Source organism: Streptomyces sp. YJ-C3, from assembly GCF_053891275.1.
Genome location: NZ_CM132685.1, coordinates 3,479,544 through 3,500,228 on the forward strand (window position 1 = coordinate 3,479,544; position 20,685 = coordinate 3,500,228).

At 71.9% G+C, this 20,685-nt stretch carries 17 protein-coding genes; 8 read left to right on the top strand and 9 right to left on the bottom strand.

The window, feature by feature from the left end; translation table 11 throughout:
* Window positions 1–101 precede the first annotated feature (101 nt).
* Both ACVHNB_RS15210 and ACVHNB_RS15215 read right to left on the bottom strand, forming a co-directional pair.
* Window positions 102–1,688, bottom strand: coding sequence for a DHA2 family efflux MFS transporter permease subunit (locus ACVHNB_RS15210; RefSeq protein WP_456228332.1), 1,587 nt, complete (start codon window positions 1,686–1,688; stop codon window positions 102–104).
* 112 nt (window positions 1,689–1,800) lie between these two features.
* Window positions 1,801–2,274 (bottom strand): MarR family winged helix-turn-helix transcriptional regulator, encoded by a 474-nt coding sequence (locus tag ACVHNB_RS15215; RefSeq protein WP_428950633.1) that lies wholly within the window; start codon window positions 2,272–2,274, stop codon window positions 1,801–1,803.
* Window positions 2,275–2,597: 323 nt separating this feature from the next.
* Between ACVHNB_RS15215 and ACVHNB_RS15220 the strand changes: the two genes are divergently transcribed.
* A complete protein-coding gene (locus ACVHNB_RS15220; protein WP_456228333.1) occupies window positions 2,598–4,802 on the top strand; it encodes an MMPL family transporter in 2,205 nt (734 codons plus the stop codon).
* A gap of 276 nt (window positions 4,803–5,078) precedes the next feature.
* On the opposite strand, the gene ACVHNB_RS15225 is transcribed toward ACVHNB_RS15220, so the two are convergent.
* On the bottom strand, window positions 5,079–5,681 hold the full coding sequence (locus ACVHNB_RS15225; protein ID WP_428950631.1) for a TetR/AcrR family transcriptional regulator: 603 nt from the start codon (window positions 5,679–5,681) through the stop codon (window positions 5,079–5,081).
* Window positions 5,682–5,756: 75 nt separating this feature from the next.
* On the opposite strand from ACVHNB_RS15225, the gene ACVHNB_RS15230 reads away from it, so the two are divergent.
* Window positions 5,757–6,581, top strand: coding sequence for a class I SAM-dependent methyltransferase (locus ACVHNB_RS15230; protein ID WP_456228334.1), 825 nt, complete (start codon window positions 5,757–5,759; stop codon window positions 6,579–6,581).
* Between the two features lie 22 nt (window positions 6,582–6,603).
* On the opposite strand, the gene ACVHNB_RS15235 is transcribed toward ACVHNB_RS15230, so the two are convergent.
* The gene (locus tag ACVHNB_RS15235; protein WP_428950629.1) at window positions 6,604–6,870 is read right to left on the bottom strand and encodes a DUF3040 domain-containing protein; all 267 of its coding nucleotides are present in this window, start codon (window positions 6,868–6,870) and stop codon (window positions 6,604–6,606) included.
* A 210-nt stretch (window positions 6,871–7,080) separates the two neighbouring features.
* Here ACVHNB_RS15235 and ACVHNB_RS15240 point away from each other — a divergent pair, with 210 nt between their 5' ends.
* Together ACVHNB_RS15240 and ACVHNB_RS15245 are read left to right on the top strand one after the other, a co-directional pair.
* Window positions 7,081–8,040: a histidine kinase gene (locus ACVHNB_RS15240; protein ID WP_456228335.1), complete on the top strand. Its 960-nt coding sequence runs from the start codon at window positions 7,081–7,083 to the stop codon at window positions 8,038–8,040.
* Complete coding sequence (locus ACVHNB_RS15245; protein WP_456228336.1) at window positions 8,037–8,693, top strand: response regulator; 657 nt, start codon at window positions 8,037–8,039, stop codon at window positions 8,691–8,693. The genes ACVHNB_RS15240 and ACVHNB_RS15245 overlap by 4 nt, the downstream gene beginning before the upstream one ends.
* A gap of 28 nt (window positions 8,694–8,721) precedes the next feature.
* Here the strand turns inward: ACVHNB_RS15245 and ACVHNB_RS15250 are convergent, their stop codons facing one another.
* From ACVHNB_RS15250 to ACVHNB_RS15270, 5 genes are all read right to left on the bottom strand, one after another.
* Window positions 8,722–10,161 (bottom strand): family 43 glycosylhydrolase, encoded by a 1,440-nt coding sequence (locus ACVHNB_RS15250; protein ID WP_456228337.1) that lies wholly within the window; start codon window positions 10,159–10,161, stop codon window positions 8,722–8,724.
* 100 nt (window positions 10,162–10,261) lie between these two features.
* Window positions 10,262–11,203, bottom strand: a complete 942-nt coding sequence (locus ACVHNB_RS15255) for a carbohydrate ABC transporter permease (RefSeq protein ID WP_456228338.1) — start codon at window positions 11,201–11,203, stop codon at window positions 10,262–10,264.
* 2 nt (window positions 11,204–11,205) lie between these two features.
* The gene (locus ACVHNB_RS15260) at window positions 11,206–12,111 is read right to left on the bottom strand and encodes a carbohydrate ABC transporter permease (protein ID WP_428950624.1); all 906 of its coding nucleotides are present in this window, start codon (window positions 12,109–12,111) and stop codon (window positions 11,206–11,208) included.
* Between the two features lie 32 nt (window positions 12,112–12,143).
* Window positions 12,144–13,487 carry an extracellular solute-binding protein gene (locus tag ACVHNB_RS15265; protein ID WP_428950623.1) on the bottom strand — a complete coding sequence of 448 codons (1,344 nt, stop codon included), beginning with the start codon at window positions 13,485–13,487 and terminating at the stop codon, window positions 12,144–12,146.
* 70 nt (window positions 13,488–13,557) lie between these two features.
* Complete coding sequence (locus tag ACVHNB_RS15270; RefSeq protein WP_428950622.1) at window positions 13,558–15,384, bottom strand: glycoside hydrolase family 2 protein; 1,827 nt, start codon at window positions 15,382–15,384, stop codon at window positions 13,558–13,560.
* Between the two features lie 158 nt (window positions 15,385–15,542).
* Here ACVHNB_RS15270 and ACVHNB_RS15275 point away from each other — a divergent pair, with 158 nt between their 5' ends.
* From ACVHNB_RS15275 to ACVHNB_RS15290, 4 genes are all read left to right on the top strand, one after another.
* The gene (locus ACVHNB_RS15275) at window positions 15,543–16,556 is read left to right on the top strand and encodes a LacI family DNA-binding transcriptional regulator (protein WP_456228339.1); all 1,014 of its coding nucleotides are present in this window, start codon (window positions 15,543–15,545) and stop codon (window positions 16,554–16,556) included.
* A gap of 172 nt (window positions 16,557–16,728) precedes the next feature.
* Window positions 16,729–17,928, top strand: a complete 1,200-nt coding sequence (locus tag ACVHNB_RS15280; RefSeq protein ID WP_456228340.1) for a hypothetical protein — start codon at window positions 16,729–16,731, stop codon at window positions 17,926–17,928.
* A 33-nt stretch (window positions 17,929–17,961) separates the two neighbouring features.
* Window positions 17,962–19,566 carry a VMAP-C domain-containing protein gene (locus tag ACVHNB_RS15285; protein WP_428950619.1) on the top strand — a complete coding sequence of 535 codons (1,605 nt, stop codon included), beginning with the start codon at window positions 17,962–17,964 and terminating at the stop codon, window positions 19,564–19,566.
* On the top strand, window positions 19,563–20,648 hold the full coding sequence (locus ACVHNB_RS15290; RefSeq protein WP_428950618.1) for an AAA family ATPase: 1,086 nt from the start codon (window positions 19,563–19,565) through the stop codon (window positions 20,646–20,648). Before ACVHNB_RS15285 ends, ACVHNB_RS15290 begins: the two co-directional genes overlap by 4 nt.
* The last annotated feature ends 37 nt before the right edge of the window (window positions 20,649–20,685 follow it).

Sequence of the window (20,685 nt, forward strand, 5' to 3'; positions counted from 1 at the left end):
AACGTCCGCGCCTCTGCGGCCACTTGAGCGCGTCCGCGGACCCGAGGGCGTCGAGGGCCGGGCGCCTGCGCGCAGTAAGGGCAGGCGCCCGGCTCGTCCGCTCAGTGCCGGGCGCCCCGCCCCCGCAGCACCGTGGCCGAGACGACCGCGCCGAGGGCGCACAGCACACCGGTCACGAGGACAGCGGTGTGCACCCCGTTCATGAAGGCCGCGTGGCTGCCGTCGGTGACCGCCGCCCGCAGCTGCGCGGGCATCGCGTCGGAGACCGGGGCCGCGCCCATGGCCACGGCGTCCTTCGCCTCGGCGAGACCGTCGGCGGCCCGCTCCGCAACACCGGCCGACCGGAGCTCGGCGCCCAGCGTCGCGCCGACCCGGCCGCTGATCAGCGACATCAGCACGGACGTGCCGAGCGCGCCGCCCACCTGCAGCGCGGTGGCCTGCAGCCCGCCGGCCACTCCGCCGTCCTCGACCGGCGCGCTGCCCACGATCGCGGCGGACGACGCGGACATCACCATGCCGACGCCCAGACCGAGCAGGATGAACGGCGGCCACATCGCCGCGTATCCGGAGTCCGCGCCCCAGCCGAGCATCAGGAACGATGCGGCGCCCTGCAGCACCATGCCCAGCGGCATCGTCAGACGCGGCCCGAACCGGTCGGTGAGCGCCGCCCCCAGCGGCGACGCGACGACGGACGCGAGGCTCAGCGGCAGCGTGCGGACACCGGCCTCGACGGGCGAGAACCCGCGCACGTTCTGCAGGTACAGCATCACGAAGAAGATCCCGCCGAGCAGCACGAAGAAGTTCAGCGCGGTGACCACGGTGCCGACGGTCAGCGCCGGGCTGCGGAACAGCCGCATCGGCAGCAGCGGGTGCGCGACGCGCGACTCGTACACGCCGAACAGGACGAGCATCACCACGCCCGCGGCGATCGCGCCGAGGGTGCCGGCCGAACTCCAGCCCCACGTCTCGCCCTTGACCACGCCGAACACCACGACCAGCATCCCGAGCGCGAGCAGCACGACACCCGGGACGTCGAACTTCTGGCCGGCCGCCGCGGTGTTCCTGCTCTGCGGCAGGACGAGAACGCTGACGATCAGGGCGAGGACGCCGACCGGCGCGTTGAGGTAGAAGACGGACTCCCAGCTGACGTGCTCGACGAGCAGGCCGCCCACGATGGGCCCGAGCGCGGTCGACACCGAGGACACCATGGCCCAGATGCCGACGGCCATGCCGAACTTCCGCGGCGGGAACACCGCGCGCAGCAGCCCGAGCGTGTTCGGCATCAGCAGGGCGCCGAAGAAGCCCTGCGCGGCGCGGAACGCGATGACGAGCTCGACGGAACCGGCCAGCCCGATGGCCACCGAGGCCAGCGTGAATCCGGCGACGCCGATCAGGTAGAAGGTCCGCCGCCCGAACCGGTCGCCGAGCTTGCCGCCGAGGATCAGTGCGGCGGCGAGCGCGAGCAGATAGGAGTTCGTCACCCACTGCAGATCCGCGGTGGAGGCGTCGAGGGAGCGGCCGATCTCCGGATTCGCGAGCGACACGACGGACCCGTCGAGCCCGACCATGAACAGGCCGAAGGCGACGGCGATCAGCGTCAGCCAGGGGTTGGCGCGTCGCCCCGCGGGCGCCGCGCCCGGCGGGGCCGGCACCCGGGCAGGGGAGGGGGCAACAGAGGAGGAGGGCATACGACTGCCTTGTCTTGTCTCGTACGACAGGGGAACGTGCCCGGGCGGGCACGGAGAAGCCCTGCTCCCGGCGGGCGGGGGCAGGGCGTGGGCGCGGCGGACCGGCGGGGTGTCAGCCCGCGGTCGGCCGCAGCAGGGAGTCCAGCGCGTTGAGCGCGCCCAGGGCGGAGCCGAGCGCGTCCAGCTCACCGCCCGTCAGATGCCGCAGTGCCTCGGCGAGATGACGCCGGGCGATCCCCTCGGCCTCGGCGATGCGCTCACGGGCCACCGCGGTGGTGTGCAGATGAGCCACGCGCCGGTCCGCGGGATCGCAGCGCCGGTCGAGGAGGCCGGAGCGGGTGAGGTGCGAGACGAGGGCGCTCACATTGTTCGGCTGCATCAGCAGCTCGTGCGCCGCCTCGCGCACCGTGATGCCGTCCCGGTCCGCCACCAGACGGAGCAGGGCGATCTGCGCCTCGGGCAGCCGGTCGTGCGGGAAGTCCGTCAGGATCCGGCGGTCCAGGGTCCGGTGCAGCGTCGGCAGGGACGCCGCGAGCGCGGATGCGACGCGCTCGACGTCCTTGCGGGCGGCACGGGAGGAGGACATGACGATCAAGATAGCTATGACGAGATAGGTATGTCAACATACCTATTCGTCGTCCACGCGCCCCACCCGGTGTCCTGGACCCGTGGCCGCACCGGCGACTGCTCCCGGGGGCCTACACGTATCGCACACGGCTCCTCCCCGGGTATGACACGGGCCGCCCGCGCCTACCGCGGACGCGGGTCCGGAGTCCGGCTCAGAGGCTGACCTGCGGGCCCGCGCGGGCAGTGACGATAGAGGAACGATCCTGCCGACCCTCTGACGTGCGACGACGCACCGTCGGGCGGTCGCACCTGCCCACGATCCCGACGGGAGCCCCTTTCGCCGTGGCTACGTTCCTCTACAAACTCGGGCGGCTGTCCTTCAGGCGCCGCCGCTATGTGGCCCTGTTGTGGGTGCTGCTGCTCGGCGGGATCGGCTTCGCGTCGTCGGCCGCGCCGGCCCCGCCCGCCGACTCGTTCTCCATGCCGGGCACCGAGTCCCAGAAGGCCTTCGACCTCCTCGACCAGAAGTTCCCGGCGGCCAACTCCGAGGGTGCGACCGCCCGCGTCGTCGTCCGCGCCCCCGAGGGCGAGAAGCTGACCGACCCCGCGGCCAAGGCCGACGTGCGGAAGCTGGTGACGCAGCTCGGCGAGGGGCCGCAGGTCGCTTCGGTCGCCGACCCGTACAAGGCGAACGCCGTCAGCAAGGACGGCTCCACCGCCTACGCCTCCGTCACGTACAAGGTCGCCGGCACCGAGCTGACCGACAAGGCGCACGAGGCACTGACCAAGTCCATCGACGACGCGCGTGCCGACGGCTTCACCGTCGAGGCGGGCGGCGACGCGGTCGAGGCCGACCAGGAGATGGGCGGCAGCGCCGAGCTGATCGGCATCGCCATCTCCGCGGTCGTCCTGATCCTCACCTTCGGTTCGATGGTCGCCGCGGGCATGCCGCTGCTGACCGCGATCATCGGCGTCGGCATCGGCGTCTCCGGCATCGCCGCGCTCGGCAGTGTCCTGAACCTGTCCGGCACCACGTCCACGCTCGCCTCGATGATCGGCCTCGCCGTCGGTATCGACTACGCGCTGTTCATCGTCTCCCGCTACCGAGCCGAGCTGGCCGAGGGCCGCGAGGGCGAGGAGGCCGCCGGACGCGCGGTCGGCACCGCCGGATCCGCGGTCGTCTTCGCGGGCCTGACCGTCGTCGTCGCCCTCAGCGGCCTCGCGGTCGTCAACATCCCGATGCTCACCAAGATGGGCCTGGCCGCCGCGGCGACCGTCGCCATCGCCGTCCTCATCGCGCTCACCATGATCCCGGCGCTGCTCGGCTTCGCGGGCAAGAAGGTGCTGCGCCGCAAGGACCGCAAGCAGGCGGGCCCGATCGCCGGCTCCGGCAAGCCCAACCTCGGCACCCGCTGGGCCCGCTTCGTGCTGCGCCGCCCGCTCGGCGTCCTGCTCGTCGGTGTCCTCGGCCTCGGTGCGATCGCCGTCCCGGCCACCAGCCTCGAACTGGGCCTGCCCGACGACGGTTCGTCGGCGCCGGACAGCACCCAGCGCAAGGCGTACGACATGCTGTCCGAGTCCTTCGGCGCGGGCTTCAACGGCACGCTGATGGTGACCGTCGACGGCAAGGGCGCGGCCGGCACCGCGAAGCAGGTCGGCGCCGACCTCGCCAAGGTCGACGGCGTCGTGGCGGTCACCCCCGCCCAGGTCAACCCGGCCGGCGACACCGCCATCATCACGGTCGTCCCGAAGACGGGACCGAGCGACCACAAGACCGAGGAACTGGTCAAGGAGATCCGCTCGGACGCCACGTCCTGGGCGGCGGACAACGACGCGGAGATCCTGGTCACCGGCGCGACGGCCATGACGATCGACTTCTCGCAGACCCTCGACGACGCGCTCGTCCCGTACCTGCTCCTGGTGGTCGGTCTCGCCTTCCTCCTGCTGATGCTGGTCTTCCGCTCGGTCCTCGTCCCGCTCAAGGCCGCGCTCGGCTTCCTGCTCTCGGTGGCAGCGGCGCTCGGCGCCGTGGTCGCCGTCTTCCAGTGGGGCTGGCTCGCGGACGTCTTCGGGGTCGAACAGCCCGGCCCGATCATGTCGATGATGCCGATCTTCATGATCGGTGTGGTCTTCGGTCTCGCCATGGACTACGAGGTGTTCCTCGTGACGCGGATGCGCGAGGCCTACGTCCACGGGGCGCGGCCCGGGGAGGCCATCGTGACCGGCTTCCGGCACGGCGGCCGGGTCGTCGGCGCCGCCGCGATCATCATGATCAGTGTTTTCTCCGGCTTCATCATGGAGAACAACAGCATGATCAAGATGATGGGCTTCGGCCTGGCGATCGCCGTCCTCTTCGACGCGTTCGTGGTCCGGATGGCGATCGTGCCCGCGGTCATGGCGCTGCTCGGCAAGTCGGCCTGGTGGCTGCCCCGTTGGCTCGACAAGGCGCTGCCGAACGTCGACGTCGAGGGCGAGAAGCTGCAGCAGAGCCTGTCCGGTCCCCGGCCCGTCGAGGACGACCGCGAACTGGAGCCCGCACGCGGCTGAGTCCCCTCGATCCGTGGGGCGCGCGGGCCCGTTCCGGTCACCGGGGCGGGCCCGCCGCCGTGTTCATCGCCTCCCCGTGAAGGCGGCGGCCACGGGGAACACACCCGCACAGTGCCGTGGCCACCGCCGGGACGCGCACGCGCAGTCGGTCGGCCGGGGCGCATCCACGGACCCCAACGGCCCGGCCCGCTCAGCGGTGACGGCCGGCCGGACCCTCCCCCTCAAACGGTTGTCCGGTCGATCGGATGTGCCCAGGCGCGCTCGGCCGGACGGGCCTCAGCCGGAGTCCGCCGAGGTGAGTGCCCCGGCCACGACCGACACGACGACCTTGCGGACCGCCTCCGGCTCCGGCGGGCCGTCGTCCCGGCCCGCGAAGAGCAGATGCCCCGTGCCGATGAGGGTGAGGGCCAGGGTGTCGACATCGGCGTCGGTCGCGATCCGGCCCGACTCCCGCTCCGCGCCGAGGTATTCGACGATCATGGCCGTGGCCTGGGTGAGCACGGGCACGCCGCGCTGCCCGGCGGCGCGCAGCCGGGCGCGCAGCCCGTCCCTGAACGTGATGAGACCCACCATCGCCACGGCGACCGGGCCGAACAGGTCGGCGAGGGCCGCGGTGAGGTGATCGACGACGGTGCCGGTGCCGGCGGACGCCCGCAGAGCGCGGGCCCGGGCGTCGGTCCGGGCGACGCGGTCCAGGACGAGTTCCGCCAGGAAGGCGTCGAAATCGGCGAAGTGCCGGTGCAGCACGCCCTTGGCGCACCCCGCCTCGACGGTGACAGCCCGGCTGGTCAGCGCGCTCGCGCCGTCCCGCAGGAGTACACGCTCCGCGGCGTCGAACAGCTGGGCGCGCACATCGTGAATGGCCACACCGGTGGGCACCTGCGTCGCTCCTCGAGGTCGTGGGGGAGTGGTGCAACCGTAGATGAGTGGGCAGGTGCCCATTAGAGTGGGCGCATGCCCACTCACCGTTCCGTCCCCGCCCCCGAGCCGTCCGAGGCGCCGCACCGGGCGCGTGACATGGCCGAGTCCTTCGGCGCGGACCCCGAGCGCTACGACCGGATCCGCCCGCGCTATCCCGACGCCCTGATCGAGCACGTCGTCGGCGGCGCCCCGGGCCCCGACCTCCTCGACGTGGGCACCGGCACCGGCATCGCCGCCCGCCAGTTCCAGGCGGCCGGCTGCACGGTCCTCGGTGTCGACACCGACGCGCGCATGGCCGCCTTCGCCCGCGACCGCGGACTGAGCGTGGACGTGGCCCCGTTCGAGACCTGGGACGCCGCCGGGCGCACCTTCGACGCGGTCGTCGCCGCACAGACCTGGCACTGGATCGACCCCGTCGCGGGTCCCGCCAAGGCGGCCCGGGTGCTGCGCCCCGGCGGCCGCCTCGCGCTCTTCTGGAACGTCTTCCGGCCCACGCCCGAGATCGCGGAGGCGCTCGGCGCGGCGTACCGCCGGGCCCTGCCCGACGCGCCCCGCGACCCCTGGACGCGGCCCGCCCTCGACGCGTACGGGACCGTTTTCGCCAGGACGGCCGAGAGCCTGCGCGTCACGGGCGACTTCGAGGAGCCGGATGACCAGCGTTTCGAGTGGGAGCGTGCCTACACCCGCGACGCGTGGCTGGAGATGCTGCGCACCACCGGCGAGACCGGCCGGCACACCCCACGGCAGACCGAGGAGCTCATCGCCCGGACCGGCGCGGCTCTCGACGCCCTCGGCGGCACGTTCACCATGCCGTACACCGCGGTCCTGATCACCGCCACGCGGACCGGAGCCGACTGACCGGTCCGGCCGCCGCCCGGGTTCAGCGGCTGCGACCGCTCGGCCGCTCGAACCAGTGGCAGGCGGCGCCCGCGGCGACCAGCGCGGTGGCGATGAGCAGGCCGTGGCCGACGACGATGCCGACCCCGAGAAGGACCAACGCCAGGATCAGGACGGCCCAGGTACCGCGCCGGTCGTACTCGCGAGGGCGCCGCGGCCTGCCCCGGCTCAGGCCGTCGGCGAACCGGGGATCCTGTTCCTCCAGACGCGTCGCGATGGCCGAGAGCGTGTTGTCGTGGCTGTCCCGCATCTGCGCACCTCCGTGTCGGGTGGTGCCCCCACCGTCGCGTGCGGCGCGCGCCGTGACCATGGGGTGCGACCCCCAGATACGGGGGAGCGCACCCTGCATGCGGGCGGCACGCCCGTGAATGGGTGCTGACCCCGATGGACACCGTGGCCGCTGACCAGGGAGCCTGGACGGAGGCAAGCCGTACCGTCCCACCCGGGAGGCCGCACGTCCGTGTCCCTGTTCTGGCGGATCTTCCTGCTCAACGCCACCGTCCTGCTGGCGGCGGTGGCGCTCCTGCTGCTCGGCCCCGTCACCGTCTCCACCCCCGTCCTGCTGACCGAGACGCTGATCCTGGCGGTCGGTCTGGTGGTGATGCTGACGGCCAACGCGGCGCTGCTGCGCATCGGCCTGTCCCCGTTGCAGCGGCTGACCCGGGCGATGACGACGACCGATCTGCTGCGCCCCGGCGAGCGGCCCGCCACGTCCGGGCACGGTGACGTGGCCGCCCTCATCGAGACGTACAACGCGATGCTCGACCGCCTGGAGGCCGAGCGGGCGGCCAGCACCGCACGGGCCCTGTCGGCGCAGGAGGCCGAACGGCGCCGCGTCGCCCAGGAACTGCACGACGAGGTCGGCCAGACCCTGACCGCCGTCCTGCTCGAACTCAAGGGAGCCGCCGACCAGGCGGGCCCGCCGCTCCAGGACGACCTGCACCGCATCCAGGAGACGACCCGCGCGGGCCTGGACGAGATCCGGCGCATCGCCCGCCGGCTGCGGCCCGGGGTCCTGGAGGAGCTGGGCCTCGTCAGCGCGCTGCGGTCCCTGGCCAACGAGTACACCGACTGGGCCGACACCGTGGTCGACAGCCGGCTGGCGCCGCATCTGCCGTCGCTCGGGGACGAGGCCGAACTCGTCGTCTACCGGGTGGCCCAGGAAGGACTCACCAACGTCGTGCGCCATGCCGGCGCCTCCCGGGCCGACCTCGTCGTGAGCGCCGCCGACGACCGGGTCACGCTCCTCATCCGTGACAACGGGCGCGGCATCGGCAGCCGGGCCGAGGGCGCCGGCATCCGCGGCATGCGCGAACGCGCCCTGCTGGTCGGCGCCGACCTGACCGTCGCCCCCGCCGAGGGCGGCGGCACCCTCGTACGCCTCGACGTTCCGGTCACGGCCCCGGGGCGCGGTCGGTGAGCGCCCGCGAGATCCGCGTCCTGCTGGCGGACGACCACGCGCTGGTGCGCCGGGGCGTGCGGCTCATCCTGGACCGCGAACCCGATCTCACCGTCGTCGCCGAGGCGGGCGACGGGGCCGAGGCCCTCGACCTCGCGCGGACCGAACAGCCCGATCTGGCGGTCCTGGACATCGCGATGCCCCGGCTCACCGGACTCCAGGCCGCCCGCGAACTGGCCCGCCGCCAGCCCGACCTGCGCATCCTGATCCTGACGATGTACGACAACGAGCAGTTCTTCTTCGAGGCACTCAAGGCCGGGGCCTGCGGCTACGTCCTCAAATCTGTGGCCGACCGCGATCTGGTCGAGGCCTGCAGGGCGGCCGCCCGCGACGAACCCTTCGTGTACCCGGGAGCGCTGAAGGCGCTGATCCGGGACCATCTGGAGCGGGTCCGCCGCGGTGAGGGGCTGCCCTCGCGCCCCATCACGGAGCGCGAGGAGGAGATCCTCAAGCTGGTCGCCGAAGGGCACACCTCGCAGCAGATCGCCGAGCTCCTCTTCATCAGCGTCAAGACGGTGGAGCGCCACCGTGCCAACCTGCTGCAGAAGTTGGGCCTGAAGGACCGTCTGGAGCTCACGCGCTACGCGATCCGCGTCGGCCTGATCGAGCCGTGACGGCGGGTCTCCCCGCCGCCCCGGGCCGTCAGTGCGTGTACACCTCCGCCCGGTCCACGCTCACGAAGGAGGCCCCGGACGACGCGCTCCGCTCACCCGTCACCCGGACCCGCAGCGTGTGCTCGCCCGCCGCCAGGCGCGGGCTGAGGTACTGCAGCGTCTCGCCGGTGCGGATCGCGCCGTAGAAGTCGACCCGCTGCTCGGGGCCGCCGTCCACACTGATCGCTGCGATGCCGTTGCCCGTGTCGCGGACGGACAGCAGCGCGATCCGGGTGCCCGTGAAGCTGAACGTCGCGGTGTTGCCCGCCTGGTCGCTCCAGTGGTCGTCGCTCCAGAAGCACTGCGCGGCGCAGCCCGCGCCGGAGTTCCAGGTGCCGGTGTACGCGACCGTGCCGTCGCCGCTGGAGCGCCCGTCGTCGTTGATCCAGTAGTTGCCCGATCCGGGGTCGCCGGAGGGCAGGTCCTGGGTGGCGCCCATGGCGAGCGGGGTGCCGAGGTTCGGGCTGCCGTCCGCGTTCCAGGTGATCTTCTGGGCGCGGGTCGTGCGGTTCGTGTACGTGTTCACCGACGTGGTCTTGGCGTGGTAGACGAGCCAGTCCTCCGTGCCGTCGGGGGACTTGAAGAAGGCGTGGTGCCCGGGCCCGAACACCCCGCGGTCGTCAGCGCGGGAGAACACCGGCCCCGCGTGCCGGCTCCAATTGCCCGGGACGAGCGGATCGGTGGTGTCGGGCAGCGACATCATCCAGACCTGGTAGTCGGGCTTGCCGGTGTCGCAGGTCGAATACGTCATCCAGGTACGGCCGTTGCGGTTCAGGAACTCGGGCCCCTCGCGGACCTCGGGGCAGCCCCCTGCCGCGTCGATCGCGACGGCGTCGCCCGAGACCGTGTACGGGTTCGACATCGGCGCGATGTTCAGGCCGTTGTGCTGGTACGGGTTGATGCCGCTGTAGGCGAGATAGAGCTTCCCGTTGTGCTGGAGGATCCCGGGGTCGATGGCGAAGTCGTTCGTGTGGTTGGGCGGGGTGAGCTTCGCCTTGAAGTGGTAGGGCCCGGCCGGGTCGTCGCGCTCCGACTCCAGCACGAACAGCCGGTGGTGGTCGTCCGTGCCGTCGTCCGCGGTGTAGTAGAGGTACCAGCGGTCGCCGAAGCGGTAGAACTCCGGCGCCCAGATGTGCTGGTTGCGCGAGGCGTCGGTGTCCGTCCAGACCGTGACCGGGTCGGCGTCGAGCAGCGTGCCCAGGGACGGCGAGCGCCACATCTTGATGCTGTCGCCCTGGGTCGTGGTGAGGTGGTAGGCCCCGTTGGCGTACGCCAGGAACGGATCGGGGCCCGTGTTCAGCGGATTGCGGAAGGTGCCCGCGGCTGCGGCGGACGCCTGTCCGGCCGCGGCGGCCTGCGGCGCGCAGACCAGGCCGACGAGCAGGGTCAGGAGTGCGGCGACCAGAGCGGTACGGGGCCGGGCGCGCATGAGCGGCTCCTTACATCGATGTAAGTTCCACGGCTTCAGGACGGTAGGGAAGGGACAGGGGGCTGTCAACGGGGCGGGTGGGCCGGCGAGCCGACACCGCTCACTGGCCGCCGAGGCCGGTGGTCGCCACGGACTTCACGATGTGCCGCTGGAAGAAGACGAACACGATCACGAGCGGCAGCGCGGCGAGCACGGCCGAGGCCATCGTCTGCGCGTACTGGATGCCGTAGGCGTCCTTCACCGACGTGATCCCGACGGGCAGGGTCATCAGCGACGGGTCGGACGTCGACACGAACGGCCACAGGAAGTTGTTCCACGCGCCGATGAACACGAAGATCGCCACGGCGGCGAGCATCGGCCGCGACAGCGGCAGCAGCACCGACCAGAAGATCCGCCAGTGCCCCGCGCCGTCGATCCGGGCCGCCTCCTCCAGTTCCTTCGGCAGCGAGTCGAAGTGCTTCTTCAGGATGAACACCATCACCGGCGCCACCGTCTGCGGCAGGATCACCGCCGCGTACGTGTCCAGCAGGTGCAGGGTCAGCATCTGCTGGAACCACGGCACGATCAGGATCTGCGGCGGTACCAGCACGGCCGCGACCGTCACGGCGAACAGCCAGCGGCGGCCGGCGAACAGGGTGCGCGAGAAGGCGTATCCGGCCATCGCGGAGACCAGCACCGTGATCACGGTGACGGCGGCCGAGATGAGCAGGCTGTTGAGCATCCACAAGGGCAGATCGCCGCGCTCCCAGACCGTCCTGAACCCGTCGAGCGTGAAGCCGTGCTTCGGCCACACCCAGTTCAGCGGGTCGCTCGCGTCCTGCTCGGACTTGAACGCGGTCAGCACGGCCCACGCCATCGGCAGCAGCCAGACCAGGGCGGCGACCGCGAGCACGGTCAGGGCGAGCACCCGGGCCGTGCGGCTCGCCCCGAGCGTCAGGTTCGTCTGTGACCGGGCGGGACGCCGAGGTGCTCTCAACGGACGTACGGAGGTGGTCACGTGGCGAGCGGACTCGGCGCGGACGGGGGTCTCGGTGGAGGTCATGGTCACTTCTCCCGGCGGCGGAGTGCGAAGAACTGGGCGGCGGAGGCGAGGACGACGAGAGCGAAGAAGATGTAGCTGATCGCCGAGGCGTAACCGAGCCGGTAGCCGGTGAAGCCGACGTCGTAGACGTACTCGACCACGGGGCGCGTCGAGCTGTTCGGGCCGCCCTTGGTGAGCAGGTACACCTGGTCGAAGACCTTCAGGGACGCCAGGATCTGCAGCACGGTGATCACCGTCGTGATGCGGCTGAGCTGGGGCAGCGTGATCGACCACAGGCGCCGCCACGCCCCGGCGCCGTCGATCGCCGCGGCCTCGTACAAGTGGTCCGGGATCGACTGCAGGGCGGCCAGGTACAGCAGGAAGTTGAAGCCGACCGTCCACCACAGGGTCGTGAGGGCGATCGCCCACATGGCGACCGACTCGTCACTGAGCCACGCGAACCCGCTGAGACCGACCTTGTCGAGCAGGTGGTTGTAGAGGCCGAGGTCGGGCTGGTACAGCCAGATCCACAGGAGGCCGACGACACCGACCGGCAGCAGATACGGCGCGAAGAACGCCAGCCGCCACACCCACTGTCCGGGCAGCCCGGTGTGCACGAGCAGCGCCATACCGAGCGCCACCACGACCAGCGGGACCGTCGAGATCAGGGTGAACAGGACCGTGTGCCACAAGGACCGCCACATCTCCGCGTCCTGGAAGGCCTCGGTGAAGTTGCCGAGGCCGATGAACGACGGGGCGTGCGCCGACAGGGCCCGGTCCGTCAGGCTCATCCACAGCCCCTGGCCCATCGGCCAGATCATGAACACGGCGAACAGGACGAGGAAGGGCAGTGCGAACAGCAGGCCGGGGGAGAACAGCCGCCGCACCGACAGGGCCCCTGGCCGGGGCGAGGCGTGGGGAGAGGACATCGTTGTGCCTCCTGCGAGGTGGTCGCGGCCGGTCAGGCCGGGCTGGGCTTGGCGAGGAAGGTGTTGAGGCGCCGCACCATCGCGCGCGCCGCACGGTCCGGGGAGAGACCGTCCAGCAGGGCCTGCTGCAGGACCTGCGACATGGAGTTCTGGAAATCGGAGCCCGCGCCCGCGAACCACACCGCCGGGTCCAGGACGACGTGGTCCTGGGCCGCCTTGTAGTGCGCCTGCGGCAGCAGGCCGGCGTACTCCTTCGTACGGGTCACGGGCCCGTACGCGGGGATGTGACCGGCGGTCGCCCAGATCTGACCGGCCTTGAGGATCGCGGCGACCGCCCGGTGCGTGCGGCGGCGGTGCTCCGCGTCGGGGCTCTCGTGGTGGGGGAGCACGAACGAGTGCGAGTCGGCGTACACGGCCGGGGTGCCGAAGACCGTCGGCATCGGCGCCGCGCCCACGTTCTTGTCCGCGGCCCGGAACGTGCCGAGCTCCCACTCGCCCGAAAGGATCATCGCGGTCTGCTTGTTCGTGAACGACGCCAGTCCCGCCGGGTAGTCCAGGCGCTTCGGGTTCACCCGGCCGTCGATCAGCTTGGCCATGAACGCGATGACCTCGGCCATCCGGTCGATGTCCACCTCGGCCGGACCGCCGGTAGGCAGCTTGAACGCGCCGCCGGTCTGCCGGTACAGGCCGTAGAACAGCCGCCAGCCCTGCGCGGTGTCCGTGACGTAGCCGAAGGAGATGCCCTGCTGCCCGGAGGCCCTGGCCAGCTCCTTGCCGGCCGCGAGGAACTTGTCGGGCGACGAGAACGCGTCCGCGTCGAGCGTGCCGTCCTTCGTCAGCAGTCCGGCCTTCTTCACCGGCTCCGGGTGGAAGAACACGATGAAGGGGTGCGTGTCGAGGGGGATCGCGTAGGTCTGCCCCTCGTACTGCGTACGTGACCACACCGCGTCGGTGAAGTCGCTCCGCCGCACGCCGTACTCGGCCAGCAGGCCGAGGTCCCACGGGTCGACGAGGCCGGTGGGCGCGTAGCCCGCCAGGCGCGACATGTGCGACACGGCGACGTCCGGACCGCGCCCGCCCGCCGAGGCCATGGCGAGCTTCGTGTAGTACGGGGTGCCCCACTCCAGGACGGTGCGCTCGATACGCGTGCCCGGCATGTCGGGTCGCGCCGCGCGCACCATGTCGTTGAGCAGGCCGCCGTCGGCCCCGCTGAACAGGTCCCACAGACGGACGGTCGAATCGTCGGCCGCCAGCGCGCTGCCGCAGCCGCTGAGCGCCCCGGCGCCGAGGGCCGTGGCCCCGGCGGCGAGCGCGGCGGTCAGCGCGCGTCGTCTGGTGAGTGCGGGGCGACCGACGGGTGCGGGTGTGCCGGTCATCTGGCTCCTTCCCCGGGTGGCGACGCTGCCACCCGGTCATACATCGATGTAAATCGCGGGCGTGAGTGAGCTAGTTCGAGCCTTCGAAGGCCGCGGGGCGCAGCTGGGCGGCGCGCAGCAGGGCGGTGTCGACCTTCTCGCCGCGGTCGAACCGGTAGACGCCGTTGCGCTCCTGGAAGACGTCCGTGAGCTGGGTGTAGCAGTAGCCGAACATCTCCGGGTCGTCGAGCAGCACGCCCGTCAGACCGGTGAAGCGGTCCACGAACTCCTCGGCGCTGCGCGGCCGTTCGCCGTACCCCCAGGACGCGTCCACCTCGTTGCCCGCCGCCTCGGCGGCCGCCTGCGCGTCCCACCAGATGCCGCCGAACTCGCTGCAGAAGTAGGGCTGGCCGCGGTACGGCTCGGACCAGGGGCGCCCGTCGGGGCCCGCGTTGACGTACGGCTTGTCCTGCGCGAGCCCCTGCATCGTCTTCGCGAACGCGGCCGGGTCCTGCTCGTAGCAGTGCGAGTCGTAGACATCGGTCTCCGGGACCCGGTGCGCGTACCCGGAGGCGTCGATGACGGGGCGGGTGCCGTCGGCCTGCTTGGTGGCCAGGAACATCGCCCGCGTCACGTCGTCGAGCTGGGTGATGCGGTCGTGCAGGTGCTGGTACGTCTCGTTGAGCGGGCACCAGCCGATGACCGAGGGGTGCGAGTAGTCGCGCGCGACGGCCTCCAGCCACTGCGCGACGTACGACGCGTCGGGGCGCTGGTTGTCGTCGCGGACGCCGACCTCGCAGCCCCAGTCGCCGAACTCGCCCCACACCAGGTAGCCGAGCCGGTCCGCGTGGTACAGGTACCGCTCCTCGAAGACCTTCTGGTGCAGCCGGGCCCCGTTGAATCCGGCGGCCAGACCGAGCTCGATGTCGCGGACCAGAGCGGCGTCGCTCGGCGCGGTCATCAGGCCGTCCGGGTAGTACCCCTGGTCGAGCACGAGCCGCTGGAAGACGGGCTCACCGTTCAGGAGCAGCCGCCTGCCGTCGACGGAGACCGAGCGCAGGCCCGCGTACGAGCGGACCCGGTCCACGAGCCCGCCCTGCGCGTCCACGACCTCGAAGGTCAGGTCGTACAGGTGCGGGTCCTGCGGCGACCAGACGCGCAGCCGGTCCGCGGGCACCGGCAGGGCGAGGCGGGGCGTCAGGTCGAGGTCGGCGCGGGCCTCGGCGGTGACGACGGTGCCCATCTCGTCGGCCAGGGTCGCCCGGACCCGGTGACCCGGCGCGTTCCCGGTCAGCGGCAGCTCCAGGAAGAACGAGCCCGAGGCCAGGTCCGGGGTGACGCGCGGGCGCTTGAGGGCGACGGCGCGGGGCACCGGCTCCAGCCACACGGTCTGCCAGATGCCGGTCGTGCGGGTGTAGTGGCAGTGCGTGTTGGCGTACCAGGTGGCCTGCTTGCCGCGGGCCTGCGGTCCGTGCCGGCTGTCGCGGGCCCGCACCACGAGCGTCAACTCCCGCCCGGGTACGGCCACGTCGCCCAGGTCGGCGGTGAACGGGGTGAAGCCGCCGCGGTGCCGGGCGACCTCGACGCCGTCCGCCCACACCGTCGTGTCGTGGTCCACGGCCCCGAAGTGCAGCAGCACCCGGGCGTCGGTCCAGTCGGCGGGCACCGTCACGGTCCGCCGGTACCAGACGGCCTCCAGGAAGTCGGTCTCGCCGATCCCGGACAGCTCCGACTCCGGACAGAACGGCACGGTGATCCGGTCGCTCAACTCGCGCTCGCGCAGGCCGCGCTCGAGTCCCGTGTCGGCCCGGTCGATCTCGAACTGCCACTCGCCGTTGAGATTGAGCCAGGCCTCACGGACGAACTGCGGCCGCGGGTACTCGGGCCGCGGCACGGCCGGGAAATGCGGAACGGGCATGGTGCTCCTTGCTCGTGAGTGCGGTGCCACGTGGTGCGGGGTCATGGCACCATGACGATTACAACGATGTAAATATCCGGGACGGCCGAGGAACCGGCCCGAGACCGATTCGTGATGGTCGGTACGATCACGGACGGCAGACGGAAGGAAAGAACAGCGTGGCGGCCAGACCCAGGATCAAGGACGTGGCGGAGTACGCGGGCGTCTCGCCCAAGACCGTCTCCAACGTGATCAACAACTTCGAGCACGTGTCGGACCGGACCCGTGAAGTCGTGCGCGAGGCCATCGACGCCCTCGGCTACCGGGTCAACATCGCCGGCCGTCAGCTGCGCCAGGGGCGCACCGGCATGATCACCCTGGCCGTGCCCGAGCTCGACGTCGCGTACTTCTCCGAACTGGCCCGGCACGTCATGGCCGAGGCCGACCGGCGCGGACAGACCGTGCTGCTGCACCAGACCGGCGGTGTCCGCGAGCGCGAACTCGCCGCGCTGCACGGCTTCGACGCCCAGTTCACCGACGGAGTCATCCTCAGCCCGCTCGCCCTGCACCCTCGCGATCTCGCCACCCGGGACCGCGGGCTCCCGGTCGTCCTGCTCGGTGAGCGCCCCGCCGAGGGCAGCACCGACCACGTCGCCATCGACAACGTACGGGCCGCGCGCGAGGCCACCGAGCATCTGCTGGCCCGCGGGCGGCGCCGGATCGCCGTGGTCGGCGGTACGGTGCGCGGCCGCCAGGGCACCGACCGGCTGCGCACCGACGGCTACCGCGAGGCGCTGGAGACGGCCGGGGTCCCCTTCGACGGCGACCTGGTGGTCCCGGTGGACGCCTACCACTGGAAGGACGGCGCGCGGGCCGCCGCCGCCCTCATGGACTCGGCGTCCTGCCCCGACGCCCTGCTCTGCCTCAACGACCACCTCGCCCTGGGCGCGCTGCGCGCCCTGCACGAGCGGGGCCGGAGCGTGCCCGGAGACCTGGACGTGGTCGGCTTCGACGACATCGAGGCCTCCCGCTTCAGCGTGCCGAGCCTGACCACGGTCTCCCCGGACAAGAAGGAGATCGCCCGCGCCGCCGTGGCGCTCCTGCTGGACCGGATCGAGGAGCCCGCGGCCGGTCCGTTGCAGGATCATGTGGTGGGTCACGAGCTGAAATTGCGCGAGAGCACCGGGAGTTGACGCCCTGACGGCGAACCGTCTACGGCATTTGCAGGAGTCCGATACCACTTCGTTCTCGGAAACCCCTCGTCACACCTTGCGCAGCTCTTCGACGCGCCGGGTGCGACCGTTAGGATGAATCGCTGAGGCATCCTCAAATGCCGTGGTACACGGGGGAGTTCGTGGAGGACGAGTGACGAGCGTGCTGTTCATCCACGGCACCGGGGTGCGCGCGCCGGGCTACGCGGAGGCGTTGCGGGCGGTGCGCGCGGGGCTCGCCGAGGTGCGGGCCGACGTGACGGTGGCGGAGTGCGACTGGGGTTCCGCGCTGGGCTCCTACCTGCGGGCCGACGGCGCATCCATCCCCGGCTACGTGCCGGACAAGCCGGTCGAGGGACCGCTCCCGCAGGACGAGGAGCGCGCCCGCTGGGCCCTGCTGTACGCCGATCCGGACGCGGAGCTGAATCTGTTCGCCCTGGCCGGGCAGCAGGCGGCGGCGCCCTTTCGGCCCGGCGCGCTGCCCCCCGGACGACAGCTGTGGGCCTGGACGGAGGAGCTCGCGGCAGCGCCCGCCGTCCGGGACGCGTGGCGGGCGGCGGACCTCGGCGCGCGACCGGACGGCGACGTGGCGGCGCTGCTGACGTCGGAGACCTTCCGGCGGGCCTGCGACGCGGCGGACGGCGCGGGCGCGGCCGGCCTGGCCCGGCTGACCGGGAGATCGCTGGCCGCACGCGCCCTCGCCGGTCATCCGGGCGGCCCGGGAGCGGTGCCGCCCGCCGGACGGGACGCCATGGTCGCCGCCGTCGTCGATCAACTCGGCGGCGAGGAGCGGGGGTTGGCGGACGGCCTGGGCAGGGCCCTGGGCGCCTCCGCGCGGCTGCTCGAGCGGGCGGGCGGATCACGGTTCGTCGTCGGCCGGCGCAGCCGGATCAGCGAGCGCTCCCTCGGCTTCGCCGGGGACATCCTCAGCTATCTCGTACGGGGCGAGGCCGTGCGCGCGTACGTCGCGGACCTGGCGCGCCGCCTCCCGCCCCCGGTCGTCCTCCTCGGGCACAGCCTGGGCGGCATCGTCGCCTTCGACCTGCTCGCCGGGGAACCGGGCACGGCGCCCGACGTGGCCCAGCTGGTGACGGTCGGTTCCCAGGCGCCGGTGCTCTACGAGCTGGACGCACTGCCCTCGCGCCCCTACGGCACCGGACTGCCCGCCGCCTTCCCGCGCTGGCTCAACATCTACGACCGGCGCGACCTGCTGTCGTTCGTCGGCGCCGAGGTCTTCGGGCAGCGCGTACGCGACGTCGAGGTGGACAACGGGCAGCCGGTGTCGGCCGCCCACAGCGCGTACTGGACCAATCGGCACCTGTACGAGGTGCTGGCGCAGGAACTTCCCGGGTGACGCCGGATGTTACGCAGTGCGAGGGGGACGCACGTGCCGCAGGGCGCAGACGGACGGCAGGCGAGACAGCGGACCCTGCGGGAGATGGTCGAGGCGCTCGGCGCGTCCACCCCGCTCGCGGACGAACGGGGGCGGCTGCAGTGGGCGCGTGAACTGGGCGACGAGTTCCCGGACCTGGACCTGGAGGGATTCCACACGGCACGGCAGGCCTTCGCGGAGGCGGTCCGGCACTGCAGCCGCCTGGAGGACGGACTCGAACAGCTCGTCATCACCACGGAGTTCCTGGCTCCGGCCGTGGCCGGCCGGCTGCGGCCGCTGCTCGACGAATGGCACGCCATCGACCTCTACCGGGGCCGCGACTGGTCGGCCCTGCGCGAGGGCCTCGACCTCGCCCTGCCCGAGCTGCCCGCACTGGTCGCCGCCGCCACCGAGGACCGGATCCGCCTGCCCCGTCACTGCCGCTCGGCCTGGCACGCCTTCGTGCACCTGGCCTGCCACAACGCGCCGGTCGGCGGTCTCGAACCGAGCATGGCCCTCCTGGAGCACCTGATGCTGCGCACCGAGGCCGCGCACCTGGTGGGCGAGATCCGGTCCTGGAACGACCACTTCGCGGGGGAGTGGGGCAAACGCGAGGGGCCGCGGGGGCTGCGCGCGCTGCGCGAGAAGCTGTCCGGGCGGCCGGATCCGGCCGGACGCAGGGCCGTGACCGACGCGGGGCACGGCTCGGCGGCGCCGGACGACGGGTTCGCGGAGCCGCATGTCCCGGTCATCCGGCTGTTCATCAAGGTCGCCCCGGACCTGCGTCCCTCGGATGCGCAAGCGGCGCGCGAGGGGCGGCCGGAAGCGTACTACCGGATCTCGTCGCGGGTCCGGTACGCCGAGTCCGTGCGACTGCACCGGGAGGACTGCGACCCCGAGGAGCCCGTGCCACGCAGCAGACTCCCGTACGCCGTCGCGGACCTTCTGTCCGCGACGGCCGAGCTGTGGCAGGCTCGGGACGAGAACGTGGTCCTGGAATTCTTCCTGCCGGCGGAGTTGCTCACGGAACCCGTCGAATGGTGGGACAGGAATCCCCGACTGGGGCATTCCAACCCGCTGTTGAGCAAGTACCCGTGGGTGTACGTGCACAGCCTCGAACGGATGCAGCGGCGCGATCTGCACCACGCCTGGCGCAGGCGCTGGACGCGCTGGAAGAGCGACCCGGGTGGCGGACGCGCCCACTGGTGCGACCCGGAGGGTCGCCCCGACACCGAGCATCTCGCCCTGCTGGATGCGCGGATCGGCAAGGAGGAAGGGGTGGTCTGCATGGTGCTCAGCGACACTCCACGGGCGGGCGACGGCACGGGGTCGCACGAACTGCGGCTCGGCCTTGATCTCGGCGTGCCGGTGATGATCTTCCACCGGGCGGCGGACGATCCGGAGGCCTTCCACGGTCTGGTGAAGGAACTGTTGGCCGGGGAGGGTCTGGCCAACCTGCCCGCCACTGCACGACAGTGGAGGAGCGATGCGGCAGCGGGCACGGCGGAGGTACGCGACAAGGCGTTGATCCAACAACTGGGCGTGGTCTGGGACGATCCGCAGCAGCTCCTCGACGGTGATGCGTGCGCTCCCGCCGCCTTCGTAGGGGGGACCGAGTGAACGCGCACGAGGCCAATGGGCTGCCCTACCGCGGCAGCGGCAGGCCGCGCCCCCAGGAACCGTACGACGAGCGGAGCTGGCCCGAGGGCCCGCGCTGGCGGAGCTTCGCCGGGGGACCGGTCCAGCCCCAGCCGCCCGACGAGGACGAGGCCGACCGCAGGCTCGGCCCCGCCGACGCGCCGCGCAGGCCCCCACGGGACGAGACCCGCCTGGTGAACGCTGCGATCCTGCTGCGCCGGCCACTTCTGGTCACGGGCCGCCCAGGTGTGGGCAAATCCGCTCTCGCCTTCCGCATCGCCCGCGAGCTGAGCCTCGGCCGGGTCCTCCAGTGGCCCGTCACCAGCCGCACCACGCTGGCCTCCGGCCTGTTCGAGTACGACGTGATCGGCCGCGCCCAGGCCGGGCAGGCCTGGTATCTGGCCCAGCAGCAGCACGCCGCGGACACGGAAGCGGCGACGGAAGGCGAACTCCCCACGGATGTAGGCCAGTTCGTGCAGTTGGGGCCGCTCGGAACCGCGCTCCTGCCGCACCGCATTCCGAGGGTCCTGCTCATCGACGAGATCGACAAGTGCGACGTCGACCTCCCGCACGATCTGCTGTCGCTGTTCGAGGACGGCCGCTACGCCGTGCCTCCACTCGTTCGTGTGAGCAAGAAGCAGCCCGAGGTCACCGTGCACACCGCCGATCCGGGCGGAGTCGCTCGGATCACGGACGGAATCGTTCGGGCACGCGCATTTCCCATCGTGATCATGACCTCCAACGGCGAACAGGAGTTCCCGGAGGCCTTCTTGCGCCGGTGTCTGCGTTTGGACATGCCGGACCCCGATGCGGAAGGGTTGGGCGAACTGCTCTCCGCCCACTTTTCCGACCGACTCGGTGACATGCACGGCAAGTTGATCCAGGACTTCACGTCCCGCAGCGAGCGCACCGACGGTCTGGCCGCCGACATGCTGCTGAACGCGGCGCATCTGGCGACGTCGGGTGCCTACACGTACGCGGACGGCGACGATGCGGAGTGGCAGGCGGTCCTGCGGGCCATCTGGCACTCGCTGAAGGCCGACGGGACAGGGCTCAGTGACTGAACGCCCGCCCGCTTCCGAGGGCAGGGGACCGGATGCG

Excerpts from the sequence above, each read along its gene's own strand:
- ACVHNB_RS15210 (WP_456228332.1), bottom strand. The coding sequence starts at position 1,688 with ATGCCCTCCTCCTCTGTTGCCCCCTCCCCTGCCCGGGTGCCGGCCCCG.
- ACVHNB_RS15215 (WP_428950633.1), bottom strand. The coding sequence starts at position 2,274 with ATGTCCTCCTCCCGTGCCGCCCGCAAGGACGTCGAGCGCGTCGCATCC.
- ACVHNB_RS15230 (WP_456228334.1), top strand. The coding sequence starts at position 5,757 with ATGCCCACTCACCGTTCCGTCCCCGCCCCCGAGCCGTCCGAGGCGCCG.
- ACVHNB_RS15235 (WP_428950629.1), bottom strand. The coding sequence starts at position 6,870 with ATGCGGGACAGCCACGACAACACGCTCTCGGCCATCGCGACGCGTCTG.
- ACVHNB_RS15250 (WP_456228337.1), bottom strand. The coding sequence starts at position 10,161 with ATGCGCGCCCGGCCCCGTACCGCTCTGGTCGCCGCACTCCTGACCCTG.
- ACVHNB_RS15255 (WP_456228338.1), bottom strand. The coding sequence starts at position 11,203 with ATGACCTCCACCGAGACCCCCGTCCGCGCCGAGTCCGCTCGCCACGTG.
- ACVHNB_RS15260 (WP_428950624.1), bottom strand. The coding sequence starts at position 12,111 with ATGTCCTCTCCCCACGCCTCGCCCCGGCCAGGGGCCCTGTCGGTGCGG.
- ACVHNB_RS15265 (WP_428950623.1), bottom strand. The coding sequence starts at position 13,487 with ATGACCGGCACACCCGCACCCGTCGGTCGCCCCGCACTCACCAGACGA.
- ACVHNB_RS15270 (WP_428950622.1), bottom strand. The coding sequence starts at position 15,384 with ATGCCCGTTCCGCATTTCCCGGCCGTGCCGCGGCCCGAGTACCCGCGG.